The organism is Streptomyces sp. A01, assembly GCF_059026195.1.
Genome location: NZ_JBWLKN010000003.1, coordinates 315800 through 328420, shown reverse-complemented (window position 1 = coordinate 328420; position 12621 = coordinate 315800). Strand labels below are relative to the sequence as shown.

The 12621-nt window shown below is 72.5% G+C and carries 12 protein-coding genes; 10 read left to right on the top strand and 2 right to left on the bottom strand.

Annotation, left to right across the window (positions count from 1 at the left end; translation table 11 throughout):
* The first annotated feature begins 9 nt into the window (after window positions 1-9).
* The 6 genes from AC5P1B_RS05760 (at window position 10) to AC5P1B_RS05735 (ending at window position 6106) form a co-directional block, all read left to right on the top strand.
* Window positions 10-882 (top strand): ATP-binding cassette domain-containing protein, encoded by an 873-nt coding sequence (locus AC5P1B_RS05760; RefSeq protein ID WP_493885448.1) that lies wholly within the window; start codon window positions 10-12, stop codon window positions 880-882.
* Between the two features lie 467 nt (window positions 883-1349).
* Window positions 1350-2471 (top strand): ROK family glucokinase, encoded by a 1122-nt coding sequence (locus tag AC5P1B_RS05755; protein ID WP_493885264.1) that lies wholly within the window; start codon window positions 1350-1352, stop codon window positions 2469-2471.
* Window positions 2468-3007, top strand: coding sequence for a hypothetical protein (locus AC5P1B_RS05750; RefSeq protein ID WP_493885262.1), 540 nt, complete (start codon window positions 2468-2470; stop codon window positions 3005-3007). The genes AC5P1B_RS05755 and AC5P1B_RS05750 overlap by 4 nt, the downstream gene beginning before the upstream one ends.
* A 229-nt stretch (window positions 3008-3236) precedes the next feature.
* On the top strand, window positions 3237-4535 hold the full coding sequence (gene pcaDC, locus AC5P1B_RS05745; protein ID WP_493885260.1) for a bifunctional 3-oxoadipate enol-lactonase/4-carboxymuconolactone decarboxylase PcaDC: 1299 nt from the start codon (window positions 3237-3239) through the stop codon (window positions 4533-4535).
* 93 nt (window positions 4536-4628) lie between these two features.
* Window positions 4629-5279, top strand: a complete 651-nt coding sequence (locus AC5P1B_RS05740) for an MBL fold metallo-hydrolase (RefSeq protein ID WP_493885258.1) — start codon at window positions 4629-4631, stop codon at window positions 5277-5279.
* Between the two features lie 47 nt (window positions 5280-5326).
* Window positions 5327-6106, top strand: coding sequence for an exodeoxyribonuclease III (locus AC5P1B_RS05735; RefSeq protein WP_493885256.1), 780 nt, complete (start codon window positions 5327-5329; stop codon window positions 6104-6106).
* Between the two features lie 224 nt (window positions 6107-6330).
* On the opposite strand, the gene AC5P1B_RS05730 is transcribed toward AC5P1B_RS05735, so the two are convergent.
* Window positions 6331-8280 carry an SGNH/GDSL hydrolase family protein gene (locus AC5P1B_RS05730; protein WP_493885254.1) on the bottom strand — a complete coding sequence of 650 codons (1950 nt, stop codon included), beginning with the start codon at window positions 8278-8280 and terminating at the stop codon, window positions 6331-6333.
* 149 nt (window positions 8281-8429) lie between these two features.
* Here AC5P1B_RS05730 and AC5P1B_RS05725 point away from each other — a divergent pair, with 149 nt between their 5' ends.
* Together AC5P1B_RS05725 and AC5P1B_RS05720 are read left to right on the top strand one after the other, a co-directional pair.
* Window positions 8430-8867 (top strand): DUF6278 family protein, encoded by a 438-nt coding sequence (locus tag AC5P1B_RS05725; protein ID WP_493885252.1) that lies wholly within the window; start codon window positions 8430-8432, stop codon window positions 8865-8867.
* A 381-nt stretch (window positions 8868-9248) separates the two neighbouring features.
* Entirely contained in the window at window positions 9249-9770 is a 522-nt protein-coding gene (locus tag AC5P1B_RS05720) for a hypothetical protein (RefSeq protein ID WP_493885250.1), read from the top strand.
* A 138-nt stretch (window positions 9771-9908) separates the two neighbouring features.
* Here AC5P1B_RS05720 and AC5P1B_RS05715 read toward each other — a convergent pair whose 3' ends face one another.
* Complete coding sequence (locus tag AC5P1B_RS05715) at window positions 9909-10658, bottom strand: GntR family transcriptional regulator (RefSeq protein WP_493885248.1); 750 nt, start codon at window positions 10656-10658, stop codon at window positions 9909-9911.
* Between the two features lie 204 nt (window positions 10659-10862).
* On the opposite strand from AC5P1B_RS05715, the gene AC5P1B_RS05710 reads away from it, so the two are divergent.
* Both AC5P1B_RS05710 and AC5P1B_RS05705 read left to right on the top strand, forming a co-directional pair.
* Window positions 10863-11606, top strand: a complete 744-nt coding sequence (locus AC5P1B_RS05710; RefSeq protein ID WP_493885246.1) for an amino acid ABC transporter ATP-binding protein — start codon at window positions 10863-10865, stop codon at window positions 11604-11606.
* A 17-nt stretch (window positions 11607-11623) separates the two neighbouring features.
* Window positions 11624-12610 carry a glutamate ABC transporter substrate-binding protein gene (locus AC5P1B_RS05705; RefSeq protein WP_493885244.1) on the top strand — a complete coding sequence of 329 codons (987 nt, stop codon included), beginning with the start codon at window positions 11624-11626 and terminating at the stop codon, window positions 12608-12610.
* Window positions 12611-12621 lie beyond the last annotated feature (11 nt).

Genomic DNA, 12621 nt, shown 5'->3' with positions numbered 1-12621 from the left:
GACGAGAGCATGCAGGACAGCCTGCGTGACGAGACGCCCGCCGGGGCCGCCGGAGCGGGCGCGGACACCGGGAAGGGGGACGCGCCGCTGGTCGAGCTGACCGACGTCAGTAAGTACTACGGCAACATCAAGGCCCTGGAAGGCGTCTCCCTTGAGGTGCGCGCCGGTGAGATCAGCTGTGTCCTCGGTGACAACGGTGCGGGCAAGTCCACCCTCATCAAGATCATCTCCGGGCTGCACCAGCACGACGCGGGCACCTTCCACATCGACGGTGACCCCATCCGGCTCGGCTCCCCCAGGGAGGCCCTCGACCGGGGGATCGCCACCGTCTACCAGGACCTCGCCGTGGTCCCTCTGATGCCGGTCTGGCGGAACTTCTTCCTGGGCTCGGAGCCGACCAAGGGGCGCGGCCCGCTGCGTCGCCTGGACACGGCGACCATGCGCAGGACGACCCGCGAAGAGCTGCTGCGCATGGGCATCGACCTGCGGGATGTGGACCAGCCCATCGGGACCCTGTCCGGCGGTGAGCGGCAGTGCGTGGCCATCGCGCGCGCCGTCTACTTCGGCGCCAAGGTCCTCGTCCTCGACGAGCCGACGGCCGCTCTCGGCGTCAAGCAGTCCGGCGTCGTCCTGAAGTACGTGGCCGCCGCCCGCGACGCCGGGCTCGGTGTGGTGCTCATCACCCACAACCCGCACCACGCCTATCTGGTCGGCGACCGCTTCGTCCTGCTCAAGCGGGGCAGCATGGCCGGCAGCCACGCCAAGGAGGAGATCACCCTGGACGAGCTGACCCGGCAGATGGCGGGCGGGAGCGAGCTGGAGGAACTGAGCCACGAGCTGGCGCGCGCCGCGACTCCCGTGCTGCCGGGGCCCACGGCGTAAGGGGCACGCGCGGGGGCGCCCGCGGGCCGCGTCCGGGGACCAGTTCCGCGGACCGCGACCGGGGGCGGCCCCGCGCGCGCGAGCACCGGGCGCAGGAGCATCCCGCGCGCCCCACGCCCGCGAGCACCGGCCTGGGGCGGGCCGAGCGCTCGTCCTCTCCGGCAGCCCGGGCGCGCTCGGCACGGGGCCCCCAGCCCCGCCCCGCATGGGCCGGCGGCGCCGGGCACCCGGTTCCGTACCGGCCGGTACGCCCGGGCCGGGCACCACCGCCATGCGCCGCATACCGCGAGTGAGGCACAATCGCCACGGCGGGCCACGTCCGCCACGTCCGATCCGCTCCGAGGCCGGTGGCCTCCCAAGACACCCGCAGGGACGACGACTCTTGCGAGCACGCACCCTCAGCGACCGAACCAACCGCGCGCCACGCGCGGCGGCGGCCGCCCCCGCACCGGCGAGACGGAGGGCTGATGAGCCTCTACCGTGAGCGAGTGCACCGGGGCTCGGCCCGAGCCACCGTGCTACGCACCGTCGGGACCCGCGAGCGCCGCTCGCACCTCACCGCGCCGCGCGTGCCGACCGTCGGGATCGACATCGGCGGGACCAAGGTCGCCGCGGGCGTCGTCGACGCCGATGGCAACATCCTGGAGCGCATCCGCACCGAGACGCCGGACAAGTCCAAGAGCCCCAAGGTCGTCGAGGACACCATCGTCGAACTCGTCCTCGACCTGTCCGACCGGCACGATGTCCACGCGGTGGGCATCGGCGCCGCGGGCTGGGTGGACGCCGACCGGTCCCGGGTGCTGTTCGCCCCGCACCTGGCCTGGCGCGACGAGCCGCTGCGGGACCGGATCGCCGGACGGCTGGCGGTGCCGGTCATGGTCGACAACGACGCCAACACCGCCGCCTGGGCGGAGTGGCGGTTCGGCGCGGGCCGCGGCGAGGACCATCTGGTGATGATCACGCTCGGTACCGGCATCGGCGGCGCTATCCTGGAGGACGGGCAGGTCAAGCGTGGTAAGTACGGCGTCGCCGGGGAGTTCGGGCATATGCAGGTCGTGCCTGGTGGGCACCGCTGCCCGTGCGGGAACCGCGGCTGCTGGGAGCAGTACAGCTCAGGCAACGCGCTGGTCCGCGAGGCCCGTGAGCTCGCGGCGGCCGACTCGCCGGTCGCCTACGGCATCATCGACCGCGTCGGCGGCAACATCTCCGAGATCACCGGCCCGCTCATCACCGAGCTGGCCCGCCAGGGCGACGCGATGTGCGTCGAACTCCTCCAGGACATCGGCCAGTGGCTCGGCGTCGGCATCGCCAACCTGGCCGCCGCGCTCGACCCGTCGTGCTTCGTCATCGGCGGCGGCGTCAGCGCCTCCGACGACCTGCTCATCGGCCCCGCCAGGGACGCCTTCCGGCGCAACCTCACCGGGCGGGGCTACCGGCCCGAGGCCAGGATCGTCAAAGCCCAGCTCGGCAACGAGGCGGGTCTCGTCGGCGCGGCCGACCTCTCCCGGCTCGTCGCCCGCCGTTTCCGCCGCGCCAACCGGCGCCGCGTGGAGCGGTACGAGCGCTACGCACAGGCGGGACGCCGATGAGTGACCACCCGGAGACCGAGGAGCGGCCCGAGCGCCGCCGCTGGCCGCGCGCCGTGGCCGTCTTCCTGCTGATCGCCATCCCCGCGGGGTACATGGTCATCTCCGCTCTGCAGAGCCGTGGCAGCGGCGAGGACAAGCAGGAGAACGCGGCGGCCGTCGGCCTCACCGAGGGCTGGCCGAGCAAGGTGCAGCGCCGCATCTACGACGTGCCGATCCCGCCCTGGTCGGCGAACGTGGCCTTCTACGAGACCAACTCGTGGAAGACGAGCCGGATGTACGCCCAGTTCATCACCTCCGCCGAGGGCCTGGACAAGTTCCTCGGCGAGGTCGGCAGCAGCCGCGCCGCGCTGAACGACGGCCGGATCACCATCGACGAGAAGCTGGCCGGGACGGTGGGCTGGAAGCTCGACGCGGACACCAAGTGGGCCGGGACGGTCGTCGACCAGAAGGACCCGGAGCCGGTGCTCGACATCACCGTGGACCTGGACAACCCCGCTCACCCAGAGGTGTACATCATCTCTACGGTGACGCCCTGACCCGCACCCGGTGCGTCTCCGGCGTCCGGCCACATCCCGGTAGGCGGCCGACGGGCGGCGGGTCTCTCCCGCCGCTCTCCCGCCGTCGCGCGGCCTCGCGGCGGAAGCGTGCGTTCCGCACGGTGAACCCGTGAAGCCCGGCCGGTGAAACCGTGAGGAATCTCTCCCCTGACTGACTGGCGCGTCACCTGTGGCACGCCGGGCCCCGCACGGCGGATAGCGTGAACGGGTGAGCGACACGAATACCCTTCAGCACCGGATCGACGGCCCCGAGGACGGGCCGGTACTCATCCTCGGCCCGTCGCTGGGCACCACGTGGCATATGTGGGATCGCCAGATTCCCGAGCTGAGCCGCCGCTGGCGGGTCCTGCGGTACGACCTGCCGGGCCACGGCGGGTCCCCCGCTCACCCCGCCTCAGCCATCAGCGACCTCACCGACCGCCTGGTGGCCACCCTCGACGAGCTCGGCATCGACCGGTTCGGCTACGCCGGCTGCTCCATCGGCGGCGCCATCGGAGCCGACCTGGCGCTGAGACATCCGCACCGCCTCGCCTCGCTGGCCCTTGTCTCCTCCTCGCCGCGCTACGGCACCGCCGACTCCTGGCGCCAGCGCGGCGTCGTCATCCGTACGAACGGGCTCGACCCGATCGCCCGCACCTCCCCGGAGCGCTGGTTCACCCAGAGCTTCGCCATGGCGCAGCCCGCCATCGTCGAGTGGGCCGTGCAGATGGTGCGTACGACCGACCCCGGCTGCTACATCGCCGCCTGCGAGGCGATGGCGGCGTTCGACATCCGCGGTCAGCTCGGCCACATCGGTGTGCCGACCCTCGTCCTCGTCGGCGCCGACGACGAGGTGACGCCGCCCGCCGACGCCCGCGTGCTCGTCGCGGGCATCCCCGACGCCCGGCTGGCGATGGTTCCCGGCACCTCCCACCTGACGCCCGTGGAGCAGCCCACCGCCGTCACCGATCTGCTCGTACGGCACTTCTCCAGTGCCGGGCAGGCCACCTTCCAGACGGGCATGGCCGCCATCACCGCCGCCGCCCCCAAGCCGGTGATCGCCGCGACGCCCCCGCCGCCTCCGCCGTCCGCACCGGTCCCCGAGCTGGCCCCGGCCGAACCACCCGCCGAGGCGCCGGCGGAGCAGCCGGGCAGCCGGGAACGCGGCATGAAGGTCCGCCGCGAGGTGCTGGGCGACGCGCACGTGGACGCCGCCGAGGCCGCCGTGGACGAGTTCACGGCTGACTTCCAGGACTTCATCACCCGCTACGCCTGGGGCGAGGTGTGGACGCGCCCCGCGCTGGACCGGCACACCCGCAGCGTGGTGACGCTCACCGCCCTCGTCGCCAGGGGCCATCTTGACGAGTTGGCCCTGCACACCCGCGCCGCCCTGCGCAACGGGCTGACGCCCGCCGAGATCAGGGAGGTGCTGATGCACACCGCCGTCTACTGCGGAGTGCCGGCGGCCAACTCCGCGTTCGCGGTCGCCCAGCGGGTCATCAAGGAGGAGACCCGCCCCGAGGAGTGAGCGGCGGGCCGGTGCGGCCCGTTCGCCCCGGCCGCGCGTAGCGTGGCCGCGTTGACGACGACTCAGGGAACTCAGGGAGAGGAGCGGTGTGTCATGCGGCTCACCAAGAAGGGTCACGCCTGCGTGCGGCTGGAGAAGGACGGGCGGCGGCTCGTCGTCGACCCCGGTGCCTTCAGCGAGGAGGACGCGGCGCTCGGCGCTGACGCGATCCTCATCACCCACGAGCACCCCGACCACTTCGACGAGGGTCGGCTGCGCACCGCGCTTGAGGCCAACCCGGCCGCCGAGGTGTGGACCCTACGCAGCGTCGCCGACCAGATCTCGGCCGCCTTCCCCGGCCGCGTACACACCGTCGGCGAGGGGGACGCGTTCAGCGCGGCGGGCTTCGCCATCGAGGTGCACGGCCAGCTGCACGCCGTGATCCACCCGGACATCCCGCGGATCACCAACGTCGGCTACGTGGTCGACGGCTCGGTCTTCCACCCCGGCGACGCGCTCACCGTCCCGGACCGCCCCGTCGAGACCCTGCTGCTGCCGGTGCACGCGCCGTGGAGCAAGGTCTCCGAGGTCATCGACTATCTGCGGGCCGTGCGCCCCACCCGCGCCATCGACGTGCACGACGGTCTGCTGACGGGGGTCGCCCGCCCCGTCTACGACCGGATGCTGGGCTCCGAGGGGCCCGGTGTGGGCGGCGCCGTCCACTCCCGGCTGGAGCCGGGGGAGAGCGTGGCGCTGGCCGGGTGACCCTGGCCGCGACCGTGGTTGTCAGTGGTGGGCGATAGGTTACGGACATGCGCATCGCGACCTGGAACGTCAACTCGATCACCGCCCGGCTGCCGAGGCTGCTGGCCTGGCTGGAGAGCAGCGGCACGGATGTGCTGTGCATCCAGGAGACCAAGTGCTCCGTCGAGCAGTTCCCGTACAACGAGCTGCGTGAGCTCGGATATGAAGCCGCGGTCAACGCGACCGGCCGGTGGAACGGGGTGGCGCTGCTGTCCCGCGTCGGCCTGACCGACGTGCGGACCGGCCTGCCCGGCGGCCCCGACTACGAGGGCGTCCAGGAGCCCAGGGCCGTCGCCGGCACCTGCGGCCCCGTGCGCCTCTGGTCGGTCTACGTGCCCAATGGCCGCGACATCGAGCACGGTCACTACGCGTACAAGCTGCGCTGGTTCGAGGCCCTCGGCGCGGCCGTCGCGGAGGACGCCGCGGGGCAGCGCCCGTTCGCCGTGCTCGGGGACTTCAACGTCGCCCCGACCGACGAGGACGTCTGGGACCCCTCGATGTTCGAGGGGGCGACGCATGTCACCCCCGCCGAGCGGGCGGCGCTGGCCGCGCTGCGCGAGGTGGGGCTGGCCGACGTGGTGCCCCGCCCGCTGAAGTACGACCACCCCTACACCTACTGGGACTACCGCCAGCTCTGCTTCCCGAAGAACAAGGGCATGCGGATCGACCTGGTCTACGGCAACGCCCCGTTCGCGAAGGCCGCCAGTGACGCCTATGTGGACCGCGAGGCGCGCAAGGGCAAGGGCGCCTCGGACCACGCGCCGGTCGTGGTCGACCTCGACGTCTAGCACGTCGCGGCAGCCCGGCCCGGCTTGCCCGCTCCGGGAGCCCGGGAGCGGGCAGGCTGTCAGGCCTGGGCGAGCAGCCCTGGCACAGCGCGGGGCATGCCCTGTCAGGGGCGCGGGGAACCGCGCGACCAGCCGCGACGCACCCGCACTCCGCGACGCACGGACAGGGGCTCCCCCCAACACGATCCGCCGGACACGGCCCGGCGGTCAGGGCCCGGCGGCCGTCAGGGGACCAGTCGGCGCAGGTCGATCGAGTCGCCGATGGCCCGCAGGCCCGCGTCGCCCGGGTGCAGATGGTCACCGCTGTCGTAGGCGGGCAGGATGCGCTGTGGCCGCGCCGGGTCACGGACGGCGGCGTCGAAGTCGAGGACCGCGTCGAAGACCCCGCCGTTGTCCCGGATGAAGGCGTTGACCGCCGTCCGCCGGGCCTCCACCGCCGGTGAGCAGTCGGAGAACCCCTCGCAGGGCGCGATGGTCGAGACGAGCACCCGCAGCCCGCGCGCGTGGGACCTCGCGGCGATGGCCCGCAGCCCGGTGATCACCTGTTTCGCCGTCGTACCCGAGCGGACGTCGTTGACGCCCTCGAAGACCACGACCGTGCGGGCCCCGGTCTGGGCGAGGACATCGCGGTCCAGCCGGTGCTGGGCGCTGACCCCGCCGGCGTCCGTGCTGACACCGTCGCCCGGGTAGCGGTCGGTGACGATCCGGTTCGCGGAGATGCCCTGGTTGAGCACCCCGTAGCGCGGCACACCCGCGGGCCGCCGGGCGAGCAGCCGCCGCGCCAGGACATCGGGCCAGCGCCGGTTCGCGTCGGGTGTGGACTTGGTGCCGTCGGTGATGGAGTCGCCCAGTGTCACCACCGAGCCGGGGCCGCCCGCGACGTCCACCCCGGTCAGGAAGGGCCAGGTGGTGAGCGTTCCCGTGTACGCGGCGCCACCGCGCTCCGCGGTCAGGTCGCCGCTTCCCGCAGCGCTCAGATACGACCGCTGGGTGGCCTGGGTGTGGACGGGGGCCGCGCTGACCCTGCCCGGCAGATGCAGGCTCACGAGCAGGTCGGCGCCCTGCGGGACGGTGAAGTTCACCGGGTCGCTGAGCGCCTGCGTGCCCGCGGGCACGCGCGTCCCTGCCCGCCCGCCGAACGTCAGCGGCACGGGGTCGCCGCTCGCCGCCGCTCCCTTGCCGCGCACGGCGACCGTGGCGTGCCCGATGGTCACCGGGGCCGCGGCGAACGTGTTCGCCAGCCGGATACGGGCCCTGGGCCCGCCCACGCTGGTGCGGACCACCAGCCGCAGCGTCTGGTCGCTCCACGGCCCGATCGAGGGGTAGCCGGACGTGCTCGCCGACCAGCTGCCGCTCCAGCCGCGCGCGGGCTGTCGCACCGTCACGGCGAAGACGTGGAGGTCGGCGTGGGCGCCCGGGTCCTTCGGCAGCTCCAGCGACGCGATGGCCTTCCCCCGCGCCACCGGAACCGTCACCGCGTACAGCCGTGTCTTGTGGGCGCTCTGGCCCGAGGGCGAGTTGAGGTGGGGCAGTGCCACGGCCTTGGTGGAGAGCGGGCCGCCGCGCCAGTCCGGCGCGGTGAGCCGGTAACCGCCGCGCGACCCGTCCTTGTAGCGGACGGTCCCGGTACCCGCGGCGCCGCCACCCGCACCGGTCGGGGAGCTGCCGGTGACCAGGAAGGTGAGGGCGTCGCCGCGCCCTCGGAGCGCCACCCGCTGGCCGTTGGCCCGAACATTGTCGGGTGCGCCGGGGGCGGTGCGCGGCCAGCGCAGCGTGGCCGCGTCGATGGACAGGGTGCGGCCGGGAGACCAGCCCGCCGCCGCCAGGTCCTGAGCGGAGAGCGAGTTGCCCGCCCCGTCGAGGTCGGCCGCGCCGGGGCGGGCGTCGTCGCTGATGCCCGCGTTGTCGAAAAGCCGTTCCAAGGGGAGCGGATTCCGCGCGGCCGGGCGCTCGGGGGCCGCGCGCTCAGCCGCCCCGCGGTCGGTGGCCGGGCGGCTGGTGGCCGCGCCACCGCTGACCGTACTGCCGCTGACCGGACGGTCCCTCGGGGCCGGTTGGGCGCTGAGCGCGGGCGTGGTGGTGAGGGCGAGGGCCAGAGCGGTACCGCTCGCCGCGGTCGTGACGGTGGGGGTCCACCGCCGCCGACCACCGTGCGGGCGTCTGTCACTGGTCATGTACGTCCCCTCTCGTAACCAACTGGCGATCCGACAGGTGCGGGATGAAGCCGCGAAGGCGGGCAGGTGGCGTTGAAACGACAATGCGCGCAAGAGCCTCGCCGCGCGCCTGTGGTGGGCCACCCGGGCTGGGTGCGACGCTGAGCGGTATGAACATCTCCTTCTTGGACTATTGGCGCAAGCGGCACAGCGCGACGAGCGGACGCAGACCACCGCTCGACGGGGAGGCCCAGGAGAGCATGACGGAGCTGCTTGCGGAGTGTGAACTGCTGCGTACACGCGCCGAGTCGGCGGGTGTGGAACTGGACGACTCGGCCTCGTCCCTGGAAGCGCTGGACCAACTGCTGCCCGGCTGGCGGGATGACCCAGAGGAGTTGCCCTGGCTCGGCAACGACGCCGGGCTGTATCTGGGGACGGTCATCGTGCGGAACGTGCCCGGCGCCGCGTGGCGGCTGTCGCCCGACAGCACCCCGGTGCTGGTGCTCGCCACCGGCCGCGAGATCGACGTGGTGGAGGCCGGTCAGACCTGGGCGGCCGAGGGAGCCCCCGAGCTGTCGCAGCTGTACGCGGAGGTCGCGGAGTCCTAGCGGGTGTCCGGCGGACCACGCGTACCCGGCACAGGGCTGCGCGCGGGGGGCCTCCCCGGCCATCAGGCCCAGGGGAAGCAGCCCCTGGCACAGCGCAGGGGTGTGCGCCCGGCCAGGGGCGCGGGGAACCGCGCGACCAGCCACGGCACTCCCGCACTCGGCGACGCACAGACAGCGACTCCCCCCGCTCCCCTCCGCACGGTCCGCCGGACACGGCCCAGCGGCGGTCACCGGACGTCCCGTCCCGCGCGGCGGACTCCCGCCCGCGCCACCGCGTCCGCGCGGTCTGACCGGTTCTCGCTCTTGGGGGAAGTGTGACGAACGTGAAGAATCCCCGACCGACGCACCATGCGGTTCTTGGCACCTCGGTGAGGAGAAACCTTGCGTTCGATCAGGATGGGTCTGGCTTGCGGTGCGGCCGTGCTGGCGGTGACCGCGGGGACCACGAGCCCTGCGGCGGCCGAGTCCACGGCGAACGGGAAGGCCATGACCTGGACGTTTCTCGCGGACGGCCCGAGCGGTACCGTCCGGGTGGGTGGCGGACCGCTGAGCGACCCGTACACGGGGGACACCCCGACGACCCAGTCGCTGCCCGTGCTGTGTATGACGGTGGACGGCAGCCCCGTCCCCGCGGGCATCACCCCCGACTTCTACGCGGGCTGGGCGCGCGGCACCGTAGCGGCGAGCAACCCGGTCCGGGGCGCGCGCCTGACCAGCCTCGCCGTCGCGGACGGCGTCTGCGCGAACACCTTCGGCCAGGGCTGGCGCATGGCCGAGTTCCATGACGGCAGGCACGGCCCCGACTTGGAGGCGTCGGGCGGGTGGAGCTACTGGGCCTACGGGGACGTGCCCGCGGGGGCCAGGTTCTGGACGCACATCAACGACCAGCCGGCCAACCCATGAAACTGAACTGAACCGGACTGACCGGACTGGACCGAGCTGAACTGGGCTGAGCCCGGTGCCGCCCCGCCCCACCCGGCGGGGCGGCGCCCTGTGTTCCTGTGGTGTCTCCGGCCGCGCGCGGGTCACGAGCCTGCCGCGTCAGCTCGTGAAGGCGATGCGGTAGGCGAGTCTCCAGCGGTCGGCGCGTACCACGATGTCGGACGTCTCCACCGGCCGGTCCTCGGCGTCGAAATGGGTGCGTTCCACGACGGTCACGCACTGGCCCGCCGTACAGCCCAGCGTCTCCGCCTCGGGTGAGGTGGCGGGCCGCGAGCCGACCAGTTCCTCCGCACGGACGACCTGGATGCCGATCGCGGCGAGCCTGCCGCGTACCCCTCGTTTGGCGTACGGGCCGCGCTCGGGGTAGACGACGTCCGTGCCCTCGGTGATGGCCAGCGGTTCCCAGCTGACGGCGAGTTGCAGCGGCTGCCGGTTCGCCAGGTACTCATAGCGGGTGCACAGCGCGCGGGTCTCGTCCGGCACGCCGAGCCGCCCGGCGATGTTCGGCGGCACCGTGCTGACGGTCGAGGAGGCTTCCCAGCTCACCGCCGTGTCGCCGACGGAGGAGAGCCGGGCCGCCAGCGGGGAGTCGACGGCGCCGGTGGAGCGCAGCAGGGAGCCGAGCGGGGCACGGTCGGCGACGTACACACCACGGCCGAACTGGCCTTCCGCGTATCCGGCGGCCTTGAGCACCCGTACGGCGCGGTCCACCGTCTGGTCGCTGGCCGCGTAGTCGCGTTTCAGCTCGGAGCGGGAGGGGATGCGCGCGCCGACAGGAAGGCCGCCGGTGTCGATCCGGTGCCGCAGGTCGTCGGCGATGCGCTGGTAGACGGGCCTGCTCTCGCCCATTGCGGGCTCCTTTCTGCCACCCGGGTGTACCACCGCCCGGGCTCGTTCCCACAACTCGCCCTCAGGCTAGGTACCCAGGCCCATTCTGCGTACCTAGGTCAAATGGCCTAAATGCCCTCTAGGTGCGTGTCGCCCATGAAGTCCCCTATGGGGGTGGATAGGTTGCGTTGACCGCGACACGGCTGAGAGTGGGGAGGGCTGCATATGGCCGTCGATCCGTTGATCGAACTGCGCGACGTCAACAAGTACTACGGGAAACTGCACGTCCTGCGGGACATCGATCTCACCGTTGGCCGGGGGGAGGTCGTGGTGGTCATCGGCCCCTCAGGCTCCGGCAAGTCGACGCTGTGCCGGACGATCAACCGGCTGGAGCCCGTCGAGTCCGGCACGATCACCCTCAACGGTCAGCCGCTGCCCGCCGAGGGCCGGGCGCTCGCCGGGCTCCGCGCCGAGGTCGGCATGGTCTTCCAGTCCTTCAACCTCTTCGCGCACAAGACCGTGCTCGCCAACGTGTCGCTCGCCCAGATCAAGGTACGCAAGCGGAAGAAGGACGAGGCCGACAAGCGCTCCCGGGAACTGCTCGACCGGGTCGGCCTCGCCTCGCAGGCCGACAAGTTCCCCACCCAGCTCTCCGGCGGCCAGCAGCAGCGCGTCGCCATCGCCCGCGCGCTCGCCATGGACCCCCAGGCACTCCTCTTCGACGAGCCCACCTCCGCACTCGACCCCGAGATGATCAACGAGGTGCTTGAGGTGATGCGCCAGCTCGCCCGCGACGGCATGACGATGGTCGTCGTCACCCATGAGATGGGCTTCGCGCGGTCCGCCGCCAACCGGGTGGTCTTCATGGCCGACGGCGCCATCGTCGAGGACCGCACCCCGGAGGAGTTCTTCAACGCGCCCGAGAGCGACCGTGCCAAGGACTTCCTGTCCAAGATCCTCAAGCACTGAGCGGGGCCAGCACGGACATGCGGACTCTCACCCCACCCCCCTGCCCCCGTACGCGCGCCGGTACGGACCGGAGCGCCGGCTCACGCGCGCGCGCCCGCGCGCGGCGCGCCATCGCCGCCCTCGCGCTCACCGCCCTCGCCCTGACCACCGCCGCCTGCGGCAAGGAGGGCAGCCCGCCGGTCAAGGGCCCGCAGCCCGGCGAACTGCCCCGCTACCGGGTAGCGAAAGACCCGGGCCTCACCGACTCCGCCACCTGGCGCAAGGCCAAGCGGCGCGGCCGCCTCGTCGTCGGGGCCAAGGAAGACCAGCCGTACATGGGGGAGAAGGACCCGGCCACCGGCCGCTACACCGGCTTCGACATCGAGATCGCGAAGATGATGGCCGCCTCCCTCGGCTTCGACCCGAAGCGCATCACGTTCAGGACGATCGCCTCCGCCAACCGCGAGACGGCCCTGCAGAACGGGCAGATCGACTACTACGTCGGCACGTACACCATCAACGACCTGCGCAAGCGGCAGGTCGGCTTCGCCGGGCCCTATTACGAGGCCGGGCAGTCGCTGCTGGTCCGCGACGACCAGGACGACATCCACGGCCCCGGCGACCTGGCCGGCAAGAAGGTCTGCTCGGCCGCCGGTTCCACACCGCTGCAACGCATCCAGTCCGACTACCCGAAGGCCGAGCCCGTCGCCTACGACACGTACTCGATCTGTGTGGACAACCTGCTCACCTTCCAGGTCGACGCGGTCACCACCGACGACGCGATCCTCCAGGGCTACGCGGCCAAGGTCCCCGACGAACTCAAGATCGTGGGCAAGCCGTTCTCCGAGGAGCCGTACGGCATCGGCGTCCCCAAGAAGGACAACGCGCTGCGGTTCGCCCTCGACGACGCCATCACGGCGCACCAGAAGAACGGCGACTGGCAGAAGGCGTACGACGCGACCCTCGGCCTGTCCGGCGTGCCCGCCCCCAGGAAACCCGCCGTCGACCGCTACCCGGCGAGCTGAGGAGAGGTACG